Raw genomic sequence first — 23,857 nt, forward strand, 5'->3', positions numbered from 1 at the left:
TCATCTCGTTCTAGAACACAGGAAGACGATCATGACGATGATCCAATGCATTTCGCCGATCGATGGATCGGTCTACGCCGAGCGGCCGGCCATGTCGCTGGAGGCCGCGACCGAGGCCGTTGCGCGTGCCCGCAAGGCGCAGAAGGCCTGGGCCCGTCGGCCGCTTGAAGACCGTGTGCAGCTCGTGCTGAAGGGCGTTGCCCGCCTCAATGAGATGTCGGACGAGGTGGTGCCGGAACTGGCGCATATGATGGGGCGGCCGGTGCGTTATGGCGGCGAGTACAAGGGCTTCAACGAGCGCTCCAACTATGTTGCAGCCATTGCTGCCGATGCGCTTGCGCCGCTGGTCGTGGAAAACAGTGCAAGCTTCGAGCGTCGAATCGAGCGGGAGCCGCATGGCGTCGTCTTCGTCATCGCGCCGTGGAACTACCCCTATATGACCGCGATCAACACGATCGCACCGGCGCTCATGGCTGGCAATACGGTCGTTATCAAGCATGCGACCCAGACCCTGCTCGTCGGTGAGCGCATGGTGCGCGCCTTCGTCGAGGCGGGCGTTCCTGATGATGTCTTCATCAACCTCTTCCTCGATCATGCCACGACGTCCGCGCTCATCGCGGCCGGCAATTTCAACTTCATCAACTTCACCGGTTCGGTCGAAGGTGGTCGCTCGATCGAGCGGGCCGCTGCCGGCACCTTTGCCGGCCTTGGACTTGAGCTCGGCGGCAAGGACCCTGGTTATGTCATGGAAGACGCCGACCTCGATGCTGCCGTCGATACGCTGATGGATGGCGCCACCTACAATTCTGGCCAGTGCTGCTGCGGCATCGAGCGCATCTATGTGCATGAGAGCCTCTACGACGCCTTCGTCGAGAAGTCTGTCGCCTGGGTGTCGAATTACAAGCTCGGCAATCCGCTCGACCCGGAAACGACACTGGGGCCAATGGCCAACAAGCGTTTCGCCAAGGTGGTGCGCGAGCAGATCGCCGATGCCGTTTCGAAGGGGGCAAAGGCGCTGGTCGATCCGAAGCTTTTCCCCGCCGATGACGGTGGCGCCTATATCATGCCGCAGGTGCTCACCAACGTCGACCATTCCATGGCCTTCATGAAAGACGAGACCTTTGGTCCGGCCGTCGGCATCATGAAGGTGAAGAGCGATGCGGAAGCACTCGAGCTGATGAATGACAGCCCCTATGGTCTAACCGCGTCGCTCTGGACCCAGGATCCCGAGCGCGCTGCCCGGATTGGCCGCGACATCGAGACCGGCACGGTCTTCATGAACCGCGCTGACTATCTCGACCCGGCGCTTTGCTGGACCGGCGTCAAGGAAACCGGCAAGGGCGGCTCGCTCTCCGTGCTCGGCTTCCAGAACCTCACCCGTCCGAAATCCTACCATCTGAAGAAAGTTACGAAATGAACATCGTCGCGAACTGGAGCTACCCCACCGCCATCAAGATGGGACGTGGCCGCATCAGGGAACTGGCGGAGGCCTGCAAGTCGCTCGGCATGAAGAAGCCTCTGCTGATCACAGACAGGGGCCTTGCGCCGATGGGGATCACCCAGACGGCGCTTGACGTTCTGGAAGAGGCGGGCCTTGGCCGCGCGATCTTCGCGGATGTCGATCCGAACCCGAACGAGAAGAACCTTGAAGCCGGCATCAAGGCTTACAAGGATGGCGGCCATGACGGCGTCGTCGCCTTTGGCGGCGGCTCGGGCCTCGATCTTGGCAAATGCGTAGCCTTCATGGCTGGCCAGACGCGGCCGGTCTGGGACTTCGAGGATATCGGCGACTGGTGGACCCGCGCCAATTCCGATGGCATTGCGCCGATCGTCGCCGTTCCGACAACAGCTGGTACCGGTTCGGAAGTCGGTCGCGCCTCGGTCATCACCAATTCCGAAACCCATGTGAAGAAAATCATCTTCCATCCGAAGTTCCTGCCCGGCGTCGTGATCTGCGATCCGGAACTGACTGTCGGCATGCCGAAGATGATCACGGCAGGCACCGGCATGGACGCGTTTGCGCACTGCCTCGAAGCCTACTCCTCGCCCTTCTATCACCCAATGAGCCAGGGCATCGCGCTCGAAGGCATGCGACTGGTCAAGGAATTTCTGCCCCGCGCCTATAAGGACGGGACCGACCTCGAAGCGCGGACCAACATGATGTCTGCGGCTGCCATGGGTGCTGTCGCGTTCCAGAAGGGGCTTGGCGCGATCCATGCACTGTCGCACCCGATCGGAGCCGTCTACAACACCCATCACGGCATGACCAATGCCGTCGTCATGCCGCCGGTACTGAAGTTCAACCGTCACGTCATTGAAGACCGCATCGAGCGGGCTGCGGCCTATCTGGGTATCGCGGGTGGGTTCGACGGGTTCTACGATTATGTACTGGCGCTTCGCGCCGAGTTGCATGTGCCGGAGAACCTCACGGCCATGGGTATCGCCAATGATCGGATCGATGAGCTGTCGGCAATGGCGATCGAGGATCCGAGCGCTGGCGGTAACCCGGTGGCCATGACGCTCGAGAATACGAAGCAGCTTTTCGCCGACTGCTTCTGATTCCCTTTCGCACCACAAAAGCGGGCAGATGCAGGTGCATTTGCCCGCTTTTATCATGGAAATTAACTTTTCCCCGATGACTGTCTGCTGCTCTTGCTGGTGAAGTTCGACCCTCTTCGCTCTGAAATCTCTGGCTTTTTTTGATGTGCCTCCCAAAAATTAGGGAGGGATGGCTGGGCTCGTGTTTTCGATTTGTTAACCATGTTTAGCAATGATGAACATATGCAGTCGGATATGTGTGACTGCTTGAGAGCGATGAGCCGCTCGGATCCGACATCCAGGGACACAGCATGCCAGTCATTTCATTCGCAAACGCCAAAGGCGGAGCCGGCAAGACCACTGCCGCTCTTCTCCTCGCCACCGAACTGGCACACCAGGGCTATCGCGTCGCTATCCTCGACGCCGATCCGCAGCGCTGGATCACCCAGTGGCACGATATCTCCGGCCCGCAGCGCAATATCGAAGTCGTCTCCGAGGTTTCGGTGGCGTCGGTGCAGGGCCATATTCGCGAGCTCTCGCGCAATCACGACTATATCATCATGGATCTCGCCGGTGCCCGCGATGCCATGGTCACAACAGGTATCGGCCTGTCCGATCACGTCATGATCCCCGTACAGGGCTGTGCCATGGACGCCCGGGGTGGCGCTCAGATCCTGGATCTGATCAAGCTCATGGAAGACGCGGGCAATCTCGTCATTCCGCATTCGGTCGTGCTCACACGCGTCACCTCCATGGTCACGACCCGTGCACTTCTCGCTATCAAGGGTCTTCTGGCCGCACGCGGTGTGAACGTTATCGATACGCCGATTGCCGAGCGCAGTGCCTTCCGCGAGATCTTCGACTGTGGTGGCACGCTGTATTCGATGGATGCAGCGAAGGTCAGCAATCTCGACAAGGCCCAGGAAAACGCCAGGGTCTTCGCCTCCGAAGTCATGCGACTGCTCCCGGTTCGGATCGTGCGGTCATCCGAGCCGCGCCGGCTGTTCCGGCTGGTCCGCAGCGCCGCCTGATATAATGCCAGGATCTTCAATGAGATAAACAAGGCCGCCGGCATTGCTGGCGGCTTTTTCATGCGCTCAAAACAGAAGAAGCCGCGGTGGTTGCCGCGGCTTGATTGTTTCTCATCGAATGATGATGCAGGCTAGGTCAATCAGTCGATGAATTCGACCGTGACACCTGCCTTCACCATCTTGGCCAGTTCTGTTGCGTCCCAGTTGGTCAGGCGGATGCAGCCGTGGCTCTGGGTTCGACCGATTTTCGATGGCTCCGGTGTGCCGTGAATGCCGTAGGTCGGCTTCGACAGCGCAAGCCATACCGTGCCGACCGGGCCGTTGGGGCCAGGCGGGATCTGCAGGATCTTGGTGTTGTTGCCCTGCTGGAAATTGACCTTCGGATTGTAGGTGTATCCCGGATTGAGGGCGATACGTTCAATTGTCACCGTGCCGGAAGGCGACGGCGTATCGGCAGAGCCGATACTTGCCGGATAGGCGGCGAGCAGGCTGCCATCTTCGCTATAGGCGAGCACCTGTTTCAGGCCCTTGTCTGCCACGATGCGGGCAACGCTCCCGGTCTTGACCTCGCCCGGATCAGTCACCTTGATGATGGTGCCGGGTATGGTGAAGTCAACGCCTGGATTGAGTTCGCGCAGATAGTCTTCATCCATGTGGAAACGCTCGGCGAGCATTTCGGCGGTCGAGGTGTAGGCCATGGCCGGCAGTTGCGCCTTGTGGGCGTAGTCTTCCGGGATCGAAGCAACATAGGGGCCAGCCGCATCGCCCGCCGTGATGGTGTAACTCTTCAAGGCCATGCCGCCGGTCATGCGCAGGCGCTCAAGAATGTCCTCGGCATTATTAGGGTCGAGTGTCTCGCCGGTGATCTGCTGCCAGGCGACGATGGCCTTGTTGACGTTCTGGCCCATCTTGCCGTCAATGACACCCGGCGATACGCCCTCACGATCGAGAAAGACCTGAAGAGCGGTGATTTCGAGGCGCGACAGGTTCGTCTTGACCGGAATGTCCGGCGTCACGACCTTGGCCGGTGCCATGTCATCCGGCGGGGGCAAATCTGGCCCGCCATAAGGCATGTCCTGAGGCAACTCGTCGTTGCCTGGTTCAACGGGCTCGATATCAGGGATCGAGGCGGTTGTTACCTCGTCGCCAAAGCCCCGCTGCGCTGGTGCATCGTCCTGATAAGGATCGTAAACGCCGGGCAGGTCCCGATTGCGACCGCGATCACGGGGCGGATAGTAGCTCTCGGCTGGAATTTCTGTTGCGACCAGATTGCCGTAACGATCAACGAGCACGGTGCGGCCCATACGGTCGCGACTGATCGCAACCTCGCCGGATTCCGGGATGTAGTCGAGAATGTCGCCTTCCGGCGAGACCAGGACTGTCTGCTGCGATTGCCGGCGATCATAGAATGATTGCGCATCTACGGCCGGGGCAATGGTAAGGGCTGCGGGCGTTGCCGCCAGGATCAAGCCCAGTTTCCTGATAGAGATCACGATTCGGATTCCTCGTCTGTGCGCGCGACAAACGCTAGAAATTTGACACTAATATGGAAAAGATGAATTCATGGTGAACTTGTGGTTAAAACCGTAAAGTGAAGGGCTACGTCTGGGGAGGCGTACGGGCCCGGAAAAGCTGAGGGAGGGCGCATGGAGGAGACTATGCGGTTGGAGGCGTTCTGGCCTTATCGTGTCATGCATCTCGCGGAGGTGCTCGACCGGGCCTTCCTGAGTTTATGTGGGCCGGAAGACGAATTGTCCTGGTCGGAATGGCAGGTGCTGTGGTGTCTGGGGCAATCGTCTCCGGGCACGGCGAAGGCGATCGCACTCAGATGCGGTCTATCCAAGACAAAGATCAGTCGGGCTGTGCGGGTGCTGGAAGACAAGCGCTACCTCACGCGTAAGCGGGATCGAACCGATCGGCGTTTTGAATTGTTGTCTCTGACGGAAGCGGGGGCTGCCCGGTTCGGTCGCCTGGAAGGGCAAGCGCAGCTCTTCCAGCGTTGGCTTGAGCGCAACGTCAACATTGCGTATCTGTCCTCGCTCGACAGCGGGTTGAGGGGATTCGAGGATCTCATCGAAACCGGTCATCTCGACAAGGTATCAGTGTCCGCCGGAGCGCTTTCGCATGATCTACTTCCAGGGGTCTAAGGGTCCCAGACTGGCGCTCGATCCGTCGTCCGTGTTCGACATCGGCGCCTGCATCGTTGAGGGCGTGGATCTTGCTCCTGGCCGCGCCATCCCCGACGATGGTGACCCGCGGATCGACCATTCGCTGGAAGGCTTTCTCTTCACCTGCGGACCCGACCATATCCGTCACCCGGCCGCCATGACTGGTGGTGGTCTTTATCCGTTGCATGGGTCGGCATCGGGGCATGCCGCAGAGGCACTGACATTTGTGGCAGAGGGCGAGGATATCACAGCCAGTGCGCTGATCCCGCTTCGTCTTGCCGGGGGTGAACGGGCCGAATTGCGACGTCAGTGGCGGATCAAGGGCGAAAGCGGCGAAGTGCAGCTCTCCGACGAGATCGTGAATACCGGAGACACGGCGTTCCCGGTCTTCCACATGTACCACATGAACCTTGGTGCACGGCATTTCGACGCGGGAACGCGGATCGAAGGTGCGATGATCGAGGGCGGCGGCTTGCCCTGGGCGTTTGGCGAGGGTGAGCGTGGCCTGTTCTGCGTGCCAGCGGGGCATGGCGGCTGGGCCGAACTGCGGCTCGGGCCGATTGCGGCCATTGGGGCCAAGACGCTGAAGGTCCGGTTTCGCACTGACACGCTCCCGCACCTCCAGATCTGGCGCAACCAGACGGCCCCCGCCCATGTGCTTGGCATCGAGCCGGTGTCGCATCGGCTGGCCGACCGCGAAGACCTGGATGCTGCTGGCGAATTCTATCAGCTCGAGCCCGGCGCCGGCCGTCACTATGGTCTGGCATTTTCCTTCGTGTAAGGGGCGCTGGAAGCACTGCGGCGTCATTGACGCCTTTCCATGCCCGTCGTAGATGTTTCGCCCACGGAATTTACGAGGTGCGCCGATGAACATCAGGCAGATCAACGAGGAATATTCGGTCAGCGGCCAGATCACGGTCGAAGACGTGGACGCGGTCAAGGCGCTTGGCTTCAAGTCGATCGTCTGCCATCGCCCCGATGGCGAAGAGATGGATCAGCCGGAATTTGCGGCTGTTGCCAAGCGCGCGGAAGAACTTGGCCTCAAGATCAAGCATGTGCCAGTTGGCCCCATGGGTGTAACACCGGATGCGGTCGCTGATATGGTCGACGCTCTGGAAGAGTTCGAGCGACCGATGCTCGGCTACTGCCGCTCGGGTGCGCGCTCGACCGCCACTTACGAACACGCGCTGCGTCAGCGCGGCTGAACCTGATTTCCATTCCCCCGGAGGCCGGACCTTTCAGTCCGGCCCGTTTGTTTTCTAAACCAGCCTCAAGCAGGAGTTTTCCCATGACCATCAAGCGTATCGAGCCCGGCAAGCGCATGAGCGGCGCCGTCGTCCACGGCAACACCGTCTATCTCGCCGGCCAGGTTGGCGAAGGCGCCTCCGTTACCGAGCAGTCGAAGTCGGCGCTCGCTGAAGTCGACCGCCTGCTGGCGGCGGCCGGTACGGACAAGTCGAAGATCCTGCAGACGATCATCTACCTCTCCGACATGTCGACCTTCGGCGAGATGAACGCTGTCTGGGAAGCCTGGATCGATCCTGCCAACCCGCCGGCCCGCGCTACCAGCGGCGCGCCGCTCGCGACCCCGGACTATCTGGTCGAGTTCATCGTCACGGCTGCGATCTGATTTTTCAGAAACGTAGAACAATACGAAAAGGCCGGGAGAGATCCCGGCCTTTGTCGTTTTTGGTCGGCTGCCTCAGCGAGACAAATGGCCTCGTTGAGCTGCCAAGGCTGCTGGGGCCGGGGTGCGTTATGGATCACCAAGCGGCGAGTGGCGGTGTTGCTGGATATTCTAAATTAACCTTCGGTAATTAACGTTGGCACCGTTTCAATTCTATCGAGGCGACAATGACTGTTTCAGCAGCTCCAAATGGTTCACACGGCCAGTTGATCACGATCGACGCTCTACGGGCGATAGCCACGAAACTCTATGTTCCGACGTTGGTCGTCATGGCGATCCTGATATCCTTCGTTGCCTGGCTCTCCGGACGGAGCATGATGGTCGCCACTTCAGGTGCGCTGATCGCGACCCTTTGCGGTTATGGAGCCATCTGGCTTTATGGCTTCAATCTGCCTGGCCGGATTGTTGTTGCGACGAGTCTTGCTGTCCAGGTCATGTTCTTGACCTATGCTTCGACAGGGCTCGCGCCTGAATATGTGCAAGAAGCGCATATGATCTATTTTGTGCTCAACGTCTATCTGCTTGCTTATGCCTGCTGGCGGTCGCTGCTCGTCTACAATGTGCTGATCGTTATGCACCATGCGGTGCTGACATTCGTGCTTCCCTCGATCATCTGGTCTGATTCTGTTGGGGGGGATGCCATATACCATCTGCTGATTCATGCTTCGATCGCCACGATCCTGGTCGGGCCACTGATGGCGACCGCGGTAAAGCTGGAACAGACTATTGCTGCCAATGCCGCTGCGATTGCAAATGCCGAGGCTGCAACTGAAAAAGCTGTTGCAATGGCCAATGCCGCCGAGGACAGTCGCCGGATGACCGTGGAAGAGCGCAACAAGAATGATGCGCTGAAGGCAAAGGTTGAGCAGGACCGTAAGACGGTCGTAGACAGCCTGGCTGATGCATTGCGCGCCCTCGCACAAGGGGATCTCACCAGGGAGATCAGGCATGGTTTCCCGACCGAATTCGAAGGGCTGCGTCAGGATTTCAATACATCTGTCCAACAGTTGCGTGAGACACTCCGAACGATATCTGACCGAATCCAGCGGATGAACAGAGGCAGTCAGGAAATTCGGGAGGGCTACAGCGAACTTGTCGGCCGCACGAGCCAGCAGGCGGTTTCTCTGGAGGAAACGGCAGCGGCGCTGGACGAGGTCACCCAGAATGTTCATCAGGCCACGCAAAGAACGAGCGAGGCCCGGCTGGCGGCTGACAAGGCGCGCGACAATGCCGTCCATTCCGGCGTGGTCGTCGCGGAAACTGTCAATGCCATGGGACGGATCGAGGAATCGTCGAAGCAGATCTCGAACACGATCTTCGTTATCGACGAAATTGCTTTCCAGACCAACCTTTTGGCGCTGAACGCTGGTGTTGAGGCGGCTCGTGCTGGCGAGAGCGGCAAGGGATTCGCCGTCGTTGCTCAGGAAGTCCGGGAACTTGCGCAAAGATCCGCGATTGCTGCCAAGGAAATCAAGGCGCTCATTCAAACGGCCTCAAATGAGGTGACGAACGGTGTCTCCCTTGTCAATCAGACTGGCCAGACCCTCACGGCCATACGCGACGATGTTGTCACTATTAATCGGCAGATCGAAGGAATTGCGGGGGCATCGCAGGAACAATCGCTTGCGCTCGGATCGATCAACAATTCGATCAACCTCATCGATCAGGCCAACCAGCAGAATACATCCCTGGTGGAGGGGAACAGCCGAGTAGCCGACCAACTTGCGGGCGAAAGTGAGAGCCTTCAGGCATTGATTGCCCGGTTCAAGCTGGCGGGGGACGCCCAGAGCGGACCAATGCGGATTGCAAGCTGATGGCCGTCACAGGCGTTTCGACGGCTGGGGAACCTGAATCAGGAGCGATGCCAGCCTGGCCAGCCTATGGGCTGGCTGGCGTTCTCTCCATCCTGGGCATCGGCGTGACGGCGCTTTCGCCATATTTTTCGCCACCGGTGACTGAGAGACCCATCGGCCTCGTATTCGGTCCATGGTCGACGGAGGAGGTCAATCTCCGCCAGACCTTATCGCTTGCCGCCGATGTACGACTGATCGACAGCCAGTATGGTGGCAGGGTGATTTTCGTTCAGCTCGACAGCACTTCCGCCGATGCGGTCTTCGCCATTCCCGGTTTGTTACATGCCTTCGATGCAGTTGCCGCCGGCTGCCATGGACTGCAGGAGGCGAAGTAAGCTCGATTTCAGTCGGAAACCGCCAACGCCCCTGTGTCGTGCGCGCGTTGGCGAGCGCTTGAAGGTTGGCCCGTCAGAGCCGATCGCGGATCTGAGTCAAGGTTCGCATTGGCGTGATCGCCTCCGGATCGAGCTTGCTCTCGATGATCGCAGGCTTGCCGGAGGCGCGGGCGCGCAGGAAGGCGGGGGCGAAGTCTTCCGTCTTCTCGACGGTTTCTCCATGGCCGCCATAGGCCTTGGCCAGCGCTGCGAAATCGGGGTTGGTCAGGTCTGTGGCGCTGACGCGGCCCGGATATTCGCGCTCCTGATGCATGCGGATCGTGCCATAGATGCCGTTGTTGATGACGAGCGTGATGATCGGCAGGTTGTAGCGCATGGCGGTCGCGAATTCCTGGCCATGCATCATGAAGCAGCCGTCGCCGGCAAAGCAGATCACTTCACGCTCAGGGAACAGCTGCTTGGCAGCAACGGCTGCCGGCAGACCGTAGCCCATGGAGCCGGAGGTCGGGGCTGCCTGGGTGTTGAAGGCCCGGAAGCGGTGGAAGCGATGCAGCCAGGTGGCGTAGTTGCCGGCGCCATTGGTGAAGATCGCATCCTTCGGCGTGTTCGCCTCGATCCAGTCCATGATCGGGCCCATCTGCACGGCGCCGGGGCCTGCCTTTGGCGGTGTCGACCAGGCGAGATAAGCGGCGTGCATGGTCTCAGTGCGCTCGGCCCATGTGGGGGCGGCGGGTGCCTCGAGCGATGCTAGCGCGGAAACGAATTCATCCGGTGCTGCACAGATCGCCAGATCAGCGCGGTAGACGCGGCCGAGTTCGGACGGGTCCGGGTGGATGTGGACGAGCTTCTGCGCCGGGTAGGGGATGTCCATCAGCGTATAGGAAGAGGACGGCATTTCTGAGAAACGTCCGCCGAGCAGGATCAGCAGATCGGCGTCCTTCACTTCCTTGGCGAGCGCCGGATTGATGCCGATGCCGACATCGCCGGCGTAGGACGGATGCAGGTGATCGAAGAGCATCTGGCGGCGGAAGGAGCAGCCGACCGGCAGCTTGAAATTTTCGGCAAAGGCCTGGATGCCGGCGACCGAGGTTTCGCTCCAGCGGGTGCCGCCGAGAACGACCATCGGGCGCTTCGCAGTCTTCAGCATCTCGCCGAGTTCGGCGATCTGGCTTGAGCCGGGATGAGCCTCTACCGGCGTGTAGGGCCTGGCTTCCGGGGCTTCAACTTCGTCGAGCAGCATGTCTTCCGGCAGCGTCAGCACGACCGGGCCGGGGCGGCCGGAGGTGGCGACGGCGAAGGCGCGGGTAACGAATTCCGGGATGCGGCGGGCATCATCGATCTCGCCGACCCATTTGGCAAACTCGGTGAAGGCGCGGCGGTATTCGACCTCTTGAAAGGCTTCGCGCTCCTTCATGTCACGGCCGATCTGGCCGATGAACAGGATCATCGGGATCGAATCCTGCTTTGCGACATGCAGACCGGCGGAGGCATTCGTTGCGCCCGGCCCGCGCGTCACCATGCAGATGCCGGGTTTGCCCGTCAGGCGGCCCCAGGTGTCGGCCATCATTGCGGCGCCGCCTTCCTGGCGGCAGACCAGCGTCTCAATACCGCTGTCCTTCAGCGCGTCGAGCACGGCCAGATAGCTTTCACCGGGAACGCAGGAGACGCGCTCGACACCGTTTGCCTTCAATGCCTCGACAATCAAGGCTCCACCGCTTCTTTTCATCGGGACTTCCTTTCAAGATCGTCCAGTTCGGCCAATATCTCATTGTCATGTTCGCCGATGCGGGGGCTTGGACGCTCATAACGAAGGGGTGTTTCGGACAGAATGATCGGCGTGCGAACGCTCGGGATCACCGTGCCCTTGTCATCGGTCAGTTCGATCTTCAGGCCGCGGGCCTTTATCTGCGGGTCGGCGAACATCTCCTCGATCGAGTTGATGGGGCCGGCGGGAACGGCATTCGCCTCGCAGGCGGACAGCAGATCGCGCTTTGACCACTTCACCGTCTCTGCCGTGACGATGCGGCGAACCTCGGCCTTGTGGGCGACGCGGGCCTTGTTGGTGGAGAAGCGTTCGTCGTCAGCAACAGTGGGGATGCCGAGGATGGTGCAGAGGCGCCTGAACTGGCCATCATTCCCGACGGCGAGGATCAGATGGCCGTCAGCGGTGGGCACGACTTCATAGGGGCTGATATTGGGATGGGCATTGCCGAGGCGAACAGGCGCCTTGCCGGAGATCAGGTAGTTCATGTTCTGGTTGGCGAGCACCGCCGACATGACGTCGAGCAAGGCCATGTCGATGAATTGGCCAGTTCCCGTCTTTAAGACATGGATGAGGGCAGCCTGGATGGCGGTCACCGCATAGATGCCGGTGAAGATGTCGGCGATCGCGACACCCGCCTTCATCGGCTCGCCGTCCTTCTCGCCGGTGATCGACATGAAGCCGGACATGCCCTGGACGATGTAGTCGTAGCCGGCAAAATCGGCATAGGGGCCGTTCTGGCCGAAACCGGTGATCGAGCAGTAGACGAGCTTCGGATTGATCGCCTTCAGGCTCTCATAGTCGAGGCCGTATTTCTCAAGGCCGCCGCGCTTGAAGTTCTCGATGACCACATCGGCCGTGGCGCAGAGGCGGCGAACTGTTTCCTGGCCTTCCGGCGTCTTGAGGTCGACCGCAATAGAGCGCTTGTTGCGGTTGGTCGAGTGGTAATAGGCGGCGGAGAGGTTTTCGCCGTCGGGGGCTTCGACAAAGGGCGGCCCCCAGGCGCGCGTGTCGTCTCCACCTTCGGGGTTTTCCACCTTGATGACATCTGCGCCGAGGTCAGCGAGCATCTGGCCAGCCCAGGGGCCCGCGAGTACGCGGGCAAGCTCGATCACGCGGATGCCGGATAGCGGCGGAGAGGCGGGAGAGGTCGTTGTCATCGGCTTCCTGTCGCGCATGGTCTAGAGCCCGGCCGTGCCAGATTGATGTCGGCCATGAGAATTGCTGCGGTCCAAGAAGCTATATCGGCGGCTCAGAGCCGGCGCACGCGATATTCTCTCATAGCATCATTCCCTAAACGCAAGACCCCGCCATGGCTACGAGGGTGCCTGAGGCAGGATGCGATCCAGCCAGGCAGCGAAACCGGCTGTCGCGACTGCATATCCGATCTCGTTCAGCGTCTCGTGGCGCATACCGGGATAAAGGGTGACTGTTACGTTGGAGAGACCATGGCGCTTCATTGTCTCGCCGAGCCAGGCGATCGCCCGGCCCTTGTCGGTCGCCGGGTCCTGTCCGCCGCCAACCAGATAGATCGGGAGTGATTTAGGCAGTTTGTCGATGCTGTCGGGTTTGGCACCCCGAAAGGTCAACTCGAAGATCGCGCGCCAGAGCGAGACGCTGGCATCGAAACCACAGAGCGGGTCGGCAATGTAGGCGTCGACCTCGACCGGATCATGCGAGAGCCAGTCGAATGGCGTGCGATGGCCTTCTATCGACCGGCCCCAGGCGCCGAAGGTTGCCATCGGGAGAATGAGCGAGGGAACGTCCGAGCCCTTGAAGGCCTGCTCGAGCTTCAAGACCGCTTGCGCGATCCGACCGGCGGGACCGGGGTGAAAATTCGAATTCCAGACAGACAGTGCCTGGAATGCTGTCGGATGTTCTTCGGCAACATTGAGGGCGATCAGCCCGCCCATGGAATGACCAAGGAGAACGATGGGCAAGCCGGCATGTCTGGATAGGGCCAGATCGCGCATGGCCATGACGTCTCCGATGACCTTGGCAACGCCATCATGAGCGGCAAACCGGCCAAGGGCCGAATCGGCTGATTTTGTTGCGCCGTGGCCGCGGTGGTCATGGGCATAGACGTGACAGCCGGCAGCCGCCATGGCCTTGGCAAAGCGTGCATAGCGGCGGGAATGTTCTGCCAGTCCATGGCAGATCAGCACAACAGCCCGCGGGAGGCCATTTGCCTCTTCATGGTGATAGGCAAGCGTGGCACCCGTCGGAGACAGGTGGAAATTCTGGTTGGTATACATCGTGTCCTCCGCGACCGTGATAGAAGGATATTTCTCCGTCCGGCGCAATGGCAGGTCTCCCAAGCTTTGGTCGCGCGTCGTTCAGGTTGTCCCGTCTCACCCAGAAGAAGCCGGTTGACGATAACCTGAGATTAAGCCGCGCCCGCCAAAGTGGCCGAAATCACCGAGGGGTCGGGGGACATGAGCATTGTGGACGGGGTGAGCGGCGAGCAGCCGAGGGAGCGGAGGGGCGCAAGCTTCACCGGGCTCCTGACCTTGACCATATTTGCCGTCGGTGTCCTGCTGATTGCGGCGGATCTTGCCGATGGCCAGTCGTGGATCCGTGACGTCGATGACGGGCTGCGCGAGCTGCAGATCAGGCAGTTCCTGTTCGGTGGTGCCGGTTGGTTTGATCTCGGCATGCCGCAGATCCGCACGCCTGAACTCTATGTGTCACCCTGGTCGCGCTTGGTCGACCTTCCCTATGTTGTGCTGTTCGGGATTTTGGCACCGTTGGTGGGGGAAGAACATGCGCTGCCGATGGCGTTCCGTATCTGGCCGCTCGTGATGCTTGTCGCTCAGGCCTGGCTGATCGCTCTGTTCATTCGGCCGCATTTCACCGGTGCACACTGGTCCGGTCTTCGGATCCTGCTGGTATCCGCCATCACTGCCGCGGTGATGATGGTGGCGCTTTCGGAGTTTTCACCCGGCCGCATTGATCATCATAATCTGCAGATACTCGCGGCAACGGCAATCGCGGTCGGCTTGCAGACCTTTGATGAGCGGGGCGCGTTTTTTATCGGTCTTGCTTCAGCAGTCTCCCTGCTTGTCGGGTTGGAATGCCTGCCACTGATCATGGTGGCCTATGGCGGCCTGGCCTTTGCCTGGCTGTTCAATGCGCCGGATTCCGGCCGTGTGCTGTCGGTTGCTGGCGGTGCGCTTGCGTTCTTCTCTCTTCTACTCGGCCTCCTGTTCATCAGTCCGGCCGGCCTGGTCGCCGTCGCCTGTGACAGTTTTTCCGCCCCTTATGCCTATCTGGCCGTGGCCTCGGGCACTGTTCTGTCCGTCGTTCCGGTCTGGTTCAAGCATCGATCGAGCCGTGCGCGCTGGGCTGCTCTCCTGCTTCCGTCTGTCGCCCTGGTGGCAATGGTCATCGTGCTGTTTCCCGATTGTCTCAACGGGCCCTACAGTATGGTGGATGACGTGGCGCGCCAGTTTTGGCTTCAGCGGATCCCGCAGGAGCATGGGCTCCTTTTCCACTTGCAGACAGGCGATACGCGCCTTTTCCCAGTTATTCTGCTGTCCGCGCTCGTGGCGATCTGGACCCTTCCAGCACTCGTTTCGCGCTGTCGCGCAGAGCCGGGTCTGTTGATTGCCTTTGGCTTTGCGCTCACGGCTCTCGTGCTGACGCTTCTCCAGATGCGCTATATCCGTTTGTCGGCTGGGCTCATGCCCCTCTTTCTGCCTATGGCGATTGGCTGGGCTCTTGGCTCGCCGGTGCCGACCATGTTGCGACGAGCTGTATCGGCGACAGCCCTGTTGATCGCGAGCCTCGGCATCGCCTTTCTCGTCACGCCGCGAGCGCACGTAGAAACAGACGCTGCTAGCACCATGGGCAATGCCTGCGACGGCGCAGACTTCTCTGTTGTCCGAAGCCTCGCGCCTGGACGCATTCTGGCGCCGCAGGGGCTTGGTGTGCCACTTCTTCTTGGTGGCGAAGGGCGTCATGCGGTGAATGCGATCCCCTTTCATCGTGCAGCAGCCGGCATGAGTCTCGGCTTCAAGGCCTTCCTCTCGACAGACGCTGCGGATCGCCGTCATGCCATGCGCGGTTTCAACTATGTTGCGGTCTGCAAGCTGCCGCCTGACATGACACTCAACAACGGCGGGCTTTATGCGGCGCTGGCGACGGGCGGTATCTGGCCGGGACTTGAGCCGATCGATACGGGAGCCGGAAATCCGCTCAAGCTCTTCCGCATCGATCCACGCGTCCTGCACTAATCCGTAGCTGAACGCGGCATTTTCCGCAGGCATGGCCGTGCCATGCATTGCTCCGCAGGCCGGTTTCGCTTACATAGCGGCAACTTCCCATTCTGCCCGGAGCAATTCAACGATGGCACGCCAGTTCATCTATCACATGTCGGGACTGAACAAGTCTTACGGCGCCAAGAAGATCCTCGAGAACGTCAACCTGTCCTTCTACCCGGATGCCAAGATCGGTATTCTCGGCCCGAACGGCGCCGGTAAGTCGACGGTTCTGCGCATCATCGCCGGCCAGGACAAGGAATTCACCGGTGAAGCCTGGCTCGCCGAAGGTGCGACTGTCGGCTATCTGGAGCAGGAGCCGCATCTCGACCCGGCCAAGACAGCTTTCGAGAACGTTATGGAAGGTGTGGCTGACAAGCAGGCCGTGCTCGACCGATACAACGAACTGATGATGAACTATTCAGACGAGACGGCTGAAGAGGGCTCCAAGCTTCAGGACATCATCGATAGCCAGAACCTTTGGGATCTCGAGCAGCAGGTCGAAATGGCGATGGAAGCCCTGCGTTGCCCGCCAAAGGATGCGGACGTTACCGTGCTTTCGGGTGGTGAACGTCGCCGCATCGCGCTTTGCCGCCTGCTGCTGTCGCAGCCGGACCTTCTGCTGCTCGACGAACCGACCAACCATTTGGATGCCGAGACGATCGCCTGGCTCGAAAAGCACCTGCGCGACTATCCCGGCGCCGTGATGATGATCACCCACGATCGCTACTTCCTTGATAACGTCACCGGCTGGATTCTCGAACTCGACCGTGGCCGCGGCATCCCCTACGAAGGCAACTATTCGGCCTACCTGACGGCCAAGGCCAAGCGCATGCAGCAGGAAGCTCGCGATGAGGCCGGCCGCCAGAAGGCGCTCTCGCGCGAACAGGAATGGATCGCATCCAGTCCGAAGGCCCGTCAGGCCAAGTCGAAGGCCCGTATCAAGGCCTATGAACAGCTGGTGGATGCAGCCGAGAACATCCGGCCCGGCGATGCACAGATCATCATCCCGGTTTCCGAACGTCTCGGCCAGGTGGTGATCGAACTCGAAGGCATCAAGAAGGGATTTGAAGGCCGCACGCTGATCAATGATCTCTCGATCAAGCTGCCGCCGGGCGGCATTGTCGGGATCATCGGTCCGAACGGTGCGGGCAAGTCGACGCTGTTCAAGATGATCACCGGCCAGGAAAAGCCGGATGCCGGCACAATCCGCATCGGCGATACCGTGCATCTCGGCTATGTCGACCAGAGCCGCGATGCGCTCGATGCCAACAAGACCGTCTGGGAAGAAATTTCCGGTGGCGCTGAGGTGATCAAGCTCGGCAAGTTCGACATGAACTCGCGTGCTTATTGCGGCGCTTTCAACTTCAAGGGCGGCGACCAGCAGCAGAAGGTCGGCAATCTCTCAGGCGGCCAGCGCAACCGCGTGCACCTCGCCAAGATGCTGAAGGCCGGCGGCAATGTTCTGCTTCTCGACGAACCGACCAACGACCTCGATACCGAAACGCTCGGTGCGCTTGAGAGCGCGCTTGAAGCCTTCGCCGGTTGCGCGATCATCATCTCTCACGATCGCATGTTCCTCGACCGTCTGGCGACGCATATCCTTGCTTTCGAAGGCGACGGCCATGTCGAATGGTTCGAGGGCAACTTTGAAGACTACGAGCAGGACAAGATCCGCCGCCTCGGCCCTGACGCGCTGAACCCCGGCAGCCAGTCCTACAAGCGCCTGACGCGCTGACCCATCCCCTGGTGGCATCACCCGATGCTGCAAGTGGTTTCAGAAGAAGCTCCGGTCACACACGCCGGAGCTTTTTTCGTAGATAGGGAGCCACGCACTCCAGCCGCAAAGAGCTGAGGCAATCGTCGGGGGGCGATTCCCTTGCGTATTCGCTTTTCGCGCCGGGGATGCTCGACCTCTCCAAAAGACATGTGATTTATTGCCCATCATAAGTTGTGGCGGCATGATCGAAGACCGAAAAAAGGTCATTCGATGGCTGTTCCCAAATAATCGCGACCTTGCGATGGGCGCCTCTCGTGTTTTCATCCCCGAACGCTTGGCTGCGGGCTGCCACGATTAACCCTGGATTATTCGAAATATCATCAAATGCCGTTAGATTGACCAATCTTGGGGCGTGTCATGGTTTTCTCTATTCGCAATGTACTCTTCAGTGTTTTTGCCTTGCTCAGTCTGATGCTCAGCGTGCTCGTCGGAAACTCGATGCTGTCTTCCTACCGGAACTATCAGGTCTATGCCGAAGTCTCGGAATTGACGGGGTTCGACAAGGCCTTGTTCAAGGCGCTGCTGGCATTTCGCAGTGAGCGTGGTGACAGTGCTTCGGCTCTTTCGCTGGAGGGCGAGAAGGCCGCTGGGTCCATTGCGTCTGTGACGAAGAATCGTGCGATTGTCGATGCGGGTATGGCGGATGCCAAGGCCCTTGCTGCGGGGATCCATGCCGCGGAGCTATCACAGTCGATCTCGACGGTTATGGCCACCTATGAAAAGGTTGCTGCCTATAGAAAGACAATCGATGCTGAGCTTGCCAAGGCACTTGGTGCTCGCGATGGGGCGGTGACGAAGGCTTCGATGGATCTCGGCCAGACATTCCTGGCTGATCTCGAAAAGGCCTCAGAAGCAGCCGAGGGCCGCATGCGCAGCCTCGACGCAGCCATGATGCCGATGATTCAGATGCGCGCCTATGCATGGTCGACCCGTGCGCTTGGCGGTGGTGGTGCCCTGATCCTCAATAGCGCCGTGACGTCCGGCGAGCCGTTGAGTGCCGAGAATCAGGCTAAGCTTGCGGTTGCCGATGCCAATGTTGCCTATGCGTGGAAAGCCGTCCGGGTGCTGGTGGATCACCCGCAAACGCCGCAAACCATCAAGGATGGTTTCAAGGCCGCTGATGCTGCCTACTTCACCGGCGCATACGCCAGCTTGCGTGCTGATGTCATTGCCAAGCTCAGCACAGGCGAGAAGGCGCCGCTGACGATCGACGAGTGGCGTGGTCCGACAACCGCTGCTCTGGGCAGTATCGCTGATATTGCCTCGCTGGCTATGGACACCTTGCATGAGCAGGCTTTGGCGGCCAAGTCCGGCGCTTTCACGCAAGCGCTGACTTTCCTCACTCTCTTCCTCATTGTCCTCGGTCTTGCAATCATCGGGATGGCAGTGATCGTGCGCAAGGTGATCCGTCCGATCGGCGCCTTGACCCGCTGCATGGGATCACTGGCTGATGGTGATCTGTCCGTGGTCGTTCCTGGCTCCAAGCGCAAGGATGAGATGGGTGAAATGGCGCGCTCTGTCGAAGTCTTTCAGATCGCGGCCGTGCGCAACAAGCAACTTGAGGCCAGCGCCGAGGAAAATCGTTTGGCCGCCGAACGCGACCGGATCGAGACACAGCGTCGTGCAGAGGCGGATGCAGAGGAACGGCTGACCCGTGCAACCGGTTCGCTCGCAGGCGGTCTGCAGCGCCTGGCATCCGGTGATCTTCTTTGCGAAATCGAAGAGCAGTTTGCGCCGCAGTTCGAGGCCTTGCGGCATGATTTCAACACGTCCGTGAGGCAGTTGCGTGCAACCTTGCTCGCGGTGGGCGGATCCGCTTCTGTGGTTTCAAGCGGCAGCAGCGAAATATCGCATGCGTCCGACAATCTCGCCAAACGCACCGAGCAACAGGCTGCATCGCTTGAGCAGACGGCTGCCGCGCTGGAGGAGATCACCGCCAACGTCACCGCAACCTCGAAGCGGACTGGCGAGGCGCGAGACCTTGTGCGTGATACCAGAAGCCGCGCCGAACACTCGGGCGTGGTTGTCAGCAATGCGGTTACGGCCATGGAGCGTATCGAACATTCCTCGCGTCAGATTGGCCAGATTATCGGCGTCATCGACGAGATTGCCTTTCAGACCAATCTTCTTGCGCTGAACGCTGGCGTCGAGGCCGCGCGCGCTGGTGAAGCGGGCAAGGGGTTTGCAGTCGTTGCCCAGGAAGTCCGTGAACTGGCTCAAAGGTCGGCCAATGCCGCAAAGGAAATCAAATCGCTGATTGGCAATTCCGAAGTGGCGGTCAGCGAGGGTGTCAAGCTGGTGAATGACACGGGCGAAGGGCTGGCTGCGATTGCCAGCCTGGTTCAATCGATCAATCAGCATATGGATGCGATTGCAACGGCTGCGCAGGAACAGTCCGTCGGACTGGGTGAGGTGAATACGGCGGTCAATCATATGGACCAGGCCACGCAGCAAAACGCGGCGATGGTCGAGGAGATGAATGCAGCCGGCGCCGGTCTGGCACAGGAAAGCGGCAAGCTGACCGAATTGCTCGGCCAGTTCCGCACCGGGCAGGCATCGGCCCAGCCCATGCAGAGGATCCCGGTTGCCTCTCCGTCAGCGCCTGCGCGTCCAACGCAGCCAAGTGCCTCCACACCCCAGCCACGACGGGCCATGCCAGCGGTTTCGGGCAACACCGCACTGGCCAGTCAGACCTGGGAAGAATTCTGATCACGCATTTTAGAAGTCGCGATGTAGCGGCCGCTCTCGGGCGGCCGTTCTTATTTGCATCAGCCAATTCTCACTTTCGGACTTGCCTCGATGCGCAAAGCGACATAAAGATATCTTTATGTGATTATTGGAGTTGGGCGCGCAATGAATTTCGGGCTAGACCGTCTTGTGGATCTTTTGAAGGCTGCTGGTGAGCCCACCCGGTTGCGGCTCCTGGAACTGCTTGCGGCCGGAGATCTCACTGTCACCGATCTTACTGAAATTCTCGGCCAATCCCAGCCGCGCATTTCCCGCCACCTGAAACTCCTGGCCGAGGCTGATTTGGTTGACCGCTACCAGGAGGGTGCCTGGGCCTATTTCCGGCTCAAGCAGGAGGGGGACGGCGCCGGCTTCGTGCGGCAGTTGCTTCTGACGACGGAAGAGGCAGACCCGGTGCTGACACGTGACCGAGACCGCCTCGCTGCCGTCAAACGCGCCCGGGCCGAAAAGGCGCAGGCCTACTTCAGCCGAAATGCGTCCGAGTGGGACGAGCTTCGCCGCCTGCATGTCAATGACGCCGATGTCGAGGCCGCCTTGCTCGCATTGATCGGTGAAGAGCCGGTCGAGGCGTTGCTTGACCTTGGTACGGGCACAGGCCGGATCCTGCAGCTTTTCTCCGAGCACTATCGGCGGGCCGTCGGTATCGACGCCAGTCGCGACATGCTCGCCGTTGCCCGCTCCAATCTGGACAAGGCTGGCGTCATGGCGGCAACCGTGCGCCATGGCGACATTCTCAACCTGCCGCTTGATGCCGGTGACTATGATCTCGTTACCGTGCACCAGGTCCTGCACTTTCTCGAACAGCCGGAACTCGCACTCGCGGAGGCGGTTCGTATGCTGCGGCCGGGCGGTCGTCTGGCGATCATCGATCTCGCGCCGCATGAACTCGAATATCTTCGCGAAGAGCACGCCCATGTTCGTCTCGGGTTTTCCCATGGGGTGATGGAGGATTGGCTCGCTCGCTTCGGCCTCACCGTCGAAAACGTCGTGGATCTTCCGCCCGCCGACGGGCAGGGGAAGGGCGTGACGGTGACCATTTGGCTGGCTAGGAACCGCTCTGACGTAACGGCTGCCGCGTCCCAAGAAGCAATTGCACTGACTGGAAGCAGATGATGACTGAAACCGCACCCGCCATCACCGGCACCAAGCCGCCCCGTATCTCGTTCGAGTTCTTTCCACCGAAGTCTCCTGACATGGCTGACCAGCTCTGGCAGACCGTTCACGCCTTGCAGCCGCTCGCGCCCGACTTCGTTTCGGTAACCTATGGGGCCGGGGGCACAACGCGGGAGCCAACGCTTGATACCGTGCGCCGGCTGATTGCCGAAACCCCAATGGCGACGGCGGCTCATCTGACCTGTGTCGGTGCGACGCGTGACGAGGTCCGTGCGGTCGTCGACGAATTCAAGGCGGTTGGCGTTCGCCATTTCGTGGCGCTGCGCGGCGATCCACAAGGCGGCGTTGGCACTCGCTACGAGCCACATCCGGGCGGCTTCGAAAATGCGGCAGCGCTGGTGCGCGGGCTGCGCGACATGGGCGACTTCGAGGTTTCCGTTTCGGCTTATCCCGAAAAGCACCCGGAAAGTGCGGATGCTGGCGCGGATATCGATATGTTGAAGCGCAAGGTGGATGCGGGCGCGACCCGGGCGCTGACCCAGTTCTTCTTCGACAACGATATCTTTGAACGTTATCTGGAGCAGGTCCGGGCGGCCGGCATCACCATTCCCATTGTGCCTGGTATCATGCCGATCCAGAACCTGACGCAGTTGAAGCGTTTTGCTGGCATGTGTGGCGCAAGCGTTCCTGAGGCTTTCGATCTCCGCTTTCAGTCAACCGAGGCAAACCCAGAGGCGCGGGCATCGGTCGCCGCCGATATCGCAGCCGAACAGATTGCCGACCTCTCGCAAAGAGGAATCGAGGAATTCCACATCTACACGATGAACCGTGCACCATTGACGCTCGCGACACTTTCAAGACTTGGGCTTTACGGTGCCCGCGACCTATCTGGTGCTGCCGCCTGAGTGCCCTTTGTCACAGGGGATCCAATCAAAGGAAAAGGCGTAGGGTTATCCAACCCTACGCCTTTTCAAGTTCCAGTCTCTGCTTTGGAGAGGCCTTGGTCGGCCGTCTCATGGCTTGTGGTTCGCCTGATCAAAACGATCAGATGAACAGCATCGAGGCTATGAAAACAAACGCCGCACCGATGATAAGGACGTTAAGAGAATTGGTCAGTCCCATGTGTGCCTCCTTGCGTTGACCGTTAGATAGTATGTTCGTTTTGTGTCAAAGCAAGGGGGAAACGATGCTGCACTGCCACTAAGGGCGGTGGATAAGGTGTGAAGAACCTCTAATGTTATTTTTGATTCAATGGTTTAGCGGGTTCACGGAATTTAACGAAGTTTAACGTGAACGGAGCGCCTCCGGTGCGGATTCCGCCGCACCGGAGGCTTCGCATATCTCAGAGGGCATTCAAAAACGCTGCCGTCGGCCAGCCGTCGGGGACCAATCCCAGCCTCTGCTGCTCTTTCTGGATGGCAGCGCGCGTGCCGGAACCGAGAATGCCATCTATCTTGCCGACGTCATGGCCTAGCCCCTCGAGCTTGGTCTGCACCATCTTCATTTGCTCGGTATCGAGACCAGGTTCCGGATTGCCCTTCTGATAGGGCGGAGCGCCCGTCAGTCGCGTGGCGAAATAGGCTGCCGACGTCGTGTAGATGAAGGACTGGTTCCATTCGAGATAGATGTTGAAGTTCGGATAGGTGATGAAGGCCGGGCCCTTGCGGCCCTGCGGTAGGACCAGCGAGACCTGCAGGTTCTGGAAACCTGTATTGCCGTCACGCGGTGCAACACCCAGCTTGAACCATTCACCAGCCGTCATTGTGCCGCCGAGGCCTGAACGCTCGAAGGGCAGGTTGTCCGGGATCGTTACTTCCTGGATCCAGGGCTCACCGCGCTTGAAGCCCAAATGCTGAATGAATTTGGCGGCAGTGAGGATGGCGTCGGGGCTGCTCTTCTTGACGTCGATATGGCCGTTGGCATCACCATCGACGCCGAATTCGATGATGTCCTTGGGCAGCATCTGAACTTGGCCAATTTCGCCTGCCCAGGCGCCGGTATTGGTCGCGGGATCAAGATCACCGTGTTCGACCATCTTGGTCAGCGCGATCAGCTGTGGGCGGAAGAGTTCCGGACGCCGGCAGTCATGGGCGAGCGTGACGAGGGCGTTGCGGGTGTTGAAATCGCCCTGGACGGCGCCGAAATCGGTTTCCATTGCCCAGAAGGCGGCAATCACGCCCGCGGGCACGCCAAATTCCTCTTCGGCTCGTCTGAAGGTGTCGGCATATTCCTTGATTTTCTGCTTGCCAATGTCGAGGCGAGCCTGGCTGACGGTGCGCTGCGAGAACTCAAGAAATGTCTGGCGGAAGACGCCCTGGGCGCGATCTCTCGACAGCACCTTCTGGTCAATCGCAGCTCCGGCCAGCGCCTTGTCCACGGCCTCTGCTTGCGTGCCTGCGGCGACGGCCTCAGCCTTCACACCTGCAAGGAAAGGCGCCAGATCGCCGCCACATTGCTGCTGTGCGGAGGCGAGCGTCGTGGTCGAGGCGAGTAAGCAAAAGGGGAGGGCAAAACGCAGGGCCGTTTTCATCATGGTCTCCTTCGGTCGGGGGCGGGAGGGGCGTGACCACTCGGTCATCACAG

General features: G+C 60.1%; 19 protein-coding genes. 14 read left to right on the top strand and 5 right to left on the bottom strand.

Annotation, left to right across the window (positions count from 1 at the left end):
• Positions 1-31: 31 nt before the first annotated feature.
• The 3 genes from ACSV9I_RS01040 (at position 32) to ACSV9I_RS01050 (ending at position 3,569) form a co-directional block, all read left to right on the top strand.
• Entirely contained in the window at positions 32-1,417 is a 1,386-nt protein-coding gene (locus ACSV9I_RS01040) for an aldehyde dehydrogenase family protein (protein ID WP_438326610.1), read from the top strand.
• Entirely contained in the window at positions 1,414-2,559 is a 1,146-nt protein-coding gene (locus ACSV9I_RS01045; RefSeq protein WP_438326611.1) for an iron-containing alcohol dehydrogenase, read from the top strand. Before ACSV9I_RS01040 ends, ACSV9I_RS01045 begins: the two co-directional genes overlap by 4 nt.
• A gap of 290 nt (positions 2,560-2,849) precedes the next feature.
• Positions 2,850-3,569 carry a ParA family protein gene (locus tag ACSV9I_RS01050; RefSeq protein ID WP_054159539.1) on the top strand — a complete coding sequence of 240 codons (720 nt, stop codon included), beginning with the start codon at positions 2,850-2,852 and terminating at the stop codon, positions 3,567-3,569.
• Positions 3,570-3,709: 140 nt separating this feature from the next.
• Here ACSV9I_RS01050 and ACSV9I_RS01055 read toward each other — a convergent pair whose 3' ends face one another.
• A complete protein-coding gene (locus ACSV9I_RS01055) occupies positions 3,710-5,062 on the bottom strand; it encodes a L,D-transpeptidase (RefSeq protein ID WP_156318621.1) in 1,353 nt (450 codons plus the stop codon).
• A gap of 153 nt (positions 5,063-5,215) precedes the next feature.
• Here ACSV9I_RS01055 and ACSV9I_RS01060 point away from each other — a divergent pair, with 153 nt between their 5' ends.
• The 6 genes from ACSV9I_RS01060 (at position 5,216) to ACSV9I_RS01085 (ending at position 9,612) form a co-directional block, all read left to right on the top strand.
• Positions 5,216-5,716: a winged helix DNA-binding protein gene (locus tag ACSV9I_RS01060; protein ID WP_438326612.1), complete on the top strand. Its 501-nt coding sequence runs from the start codon at positions 5,216-5,218 to the stop codon at positions 5,714-5,716.
• Positions 5,694-6,518, top strand: coding sequence for a DUF4432 family protein (locus ACSV9I_RS01065; RefSeq protein ID WP_438326613.1), 825 nt, complete (start codon positions 5,694-5,696; stop codon positions 6,516-6,518). Before ACSV9I_RS01060 ends, ACSV9I_RS01065 begins: the two co-directional genes overlap by 23 nt.
• 85 nt (positions 6,519-6,603) lie before the next feature.
• Positions 6,604-6,942: a TIGR01244 family sulfur transferase gene (locus ACSV9I_RS01070; protein ID WP_054159535.1), complete on the top strand. Its 339-nt coding sequence runs from the start codon at positions 6,604-6,606 to the stop codon at positions 6,940-6,942.
• Positions 6,943-7,025: 83 nt separating this feature from the next.
• Positions 7,026-7,367, top strand: coding sequence for a RidA family protein (locus ACSV9I_RS01075; protein WP_438326614.1), 342 nt, complete (start codon positions 7,026-7,028; stop codon positions 7,365-7,367).
• Positions 7,368-7,591: 224 nt separating this feature from the next.
• Entirely contained in the window at positions 7,592-9,238 is a 1,647-nt protein-coding gene (locus tag ACSV9I_RS01080) for a methyl-accepting chemotaxis protein (protein WP_438326615.1), read from the top strand.
• A 47-nt stretch (positions 9,239-9,285) separates the two neighbouring features.
• Positions 9,286-9,612 (top strand): hypothetical protein, encoded by a 327-nt coding sequence (locus ACSV9I_RS01085; RefSeq protein ID WP_438326616.1) that lies wholly within the window; start codon positions 9,286-9,288, stop codon positions 9,610-9,612.
• A gap of 73 nt (positions 9,613-9,685) precedes the next feature.
• Here ACSV9I_RS01085 and ACSV9I_RS01090 read toward each other — a convergent pair whose 3' ends face one another.
• The 3 genes from ACSV9I_RS01090 to ACSV9I_RS01100 all read right to left on the bottom strand — a co-directional run bounded on the left by ACSV9I_RS01090 (position 9,686) and on the right by ACSV9I_RS01100 (position 13,629).
• Complete coding sequence (locus ACSV9I_RS01090; protein WP_438326617.1) at positions 9,686-11,338, bottom strand: thiamine pyrophosphate-binding protein; 1,653 nt, start codon at positions 11,336-11,338, stop codon at positions 9,686-9,688.
• Positions 11,335-12,534: a CaiB/BaiF CoA transferase family protein gene (locus ACSV9I_RS01095; protein ID WP_438326618.1), complete on the bottom strand. Its 1,200-nt coding sequence runs from the start codon at positions 12,532-12,534 to the stop codon at positions 11,335-11,337. Before ACSV9I_RS01095 ends, ACSV9I_RS01090 begins: the two co-directional genes overlap by 4 nt.
• A gap of 156 nt (positions 12,535-12,690) precedes the next feature.
• Entirely contained in the window at positions 12,691-13,629 is a 939-nt protein-coding gene (locus tag ACSV9I_RS01100; RefSeq protein WP_438326619.1) for an alpha/beta fold hydrolase, read from the bottom strand.
• Positions 13,630-13,809: 180 nt separating this feature from the next.
• Between ACSV9I_RS01100 and ACSV9I_RS01105 the strand changes: the two genes are divergently transcribed.
• The 5 genes from ACSV9I_RS01105 to metF all read left to right on the top strand — a co-directional run bounded on the left by ACSV9I_RS01105 (position 13,810) and on the right by metF (position 22,179).
• A complete protein-coding gene (locus tag ACSV9I_RS01105) occupies positions 13,810-15,609 on the top strand; it encodes a hypothetical protein (protein WP_438326620.1) in 1,800 nt (599 codons plus the stop codon).
• 112 nt (positions 15,610-15,721) lie between these two features.
• Positions 15,722-17,371, top strand: a complete 1,650-nt coding sequence (ettA, locus tag ACSV9I_RS01110; protein ID WP_438326621.1) for an energy-dependent translational throttle protein EttA — start codon at positions 15,722-15,724, stop codon at positions 17,369-17,371.
• A 399-nt stretch (positions 17,372-17,770) separates the two neighbouring features.
• Positions 17,771-20,122 carry a methyl-accepting chemotaxis protein gene (locus ACSV9I_RS01115; protein WP_438326622.1) on the top strand — a complete coding sequence of 784 codons (2,352 nt, stop codon included), beginning with the start codon at positions 17,771-17,773 and terminating at the stop codon, positions 20,120-20,122.
• 144 nt (positions 20,123-20,266) lie between these two features.
• Positions 20,267-21,274, top strand: coding sequence for an ArsR/SmtB family transcription factor (locus tag ACSV9I_RS01120; RefSeq protein ID WP_054159525.1), 1,008 nt, complete (start codon positions 20,267-20,269; stop codon positions 21,272-21,274).
• Positions 21,274-22,179: a methylenetetrahydrofolate reductase [NAD(P)H] gene (gene metF, locus ACSV9I_RS01125; RefSeq protein WP_438327648.1), complete on the top strand. Its 906-nt coding sequence runs from the start codon at positions 21,274-21,276 to the stop codon at positions 22,177-22,179. The genes ACSV9I_RS01120 and metF overlap by 1 nt, the downstream gene beginning before the upstream one ends.
• Positions 22,180-22,616: 437 nt before the next feature.
• Here metF and ACSV9I_RS01130 read toward each other — a convergent pair whose 3' ends face one another.
• Positions 22,617-23,804, bottom strand: a complete 1,188-nt coding sequence (locus tag ACSV9I_RS01130) for a lytic murein transglycosylase (RefSeq protein ID WP_438326623.1) — start codon at positions 23,802-23,804, stop codon at positions 22,617-22,619.
• Positions 23,805-23,857: the final 53 nt, after the last annotated feature.

Source organism: Rhizobium sp. G187 (genome assembly GCF_051549525.1).
In the GTDB taxonomy this organism is placed as follows: Bacteria; Pseudomonadota; Alphaproteobacteria; order Rhizobiales; family Rhizobiaceae; genus Allorhizobium.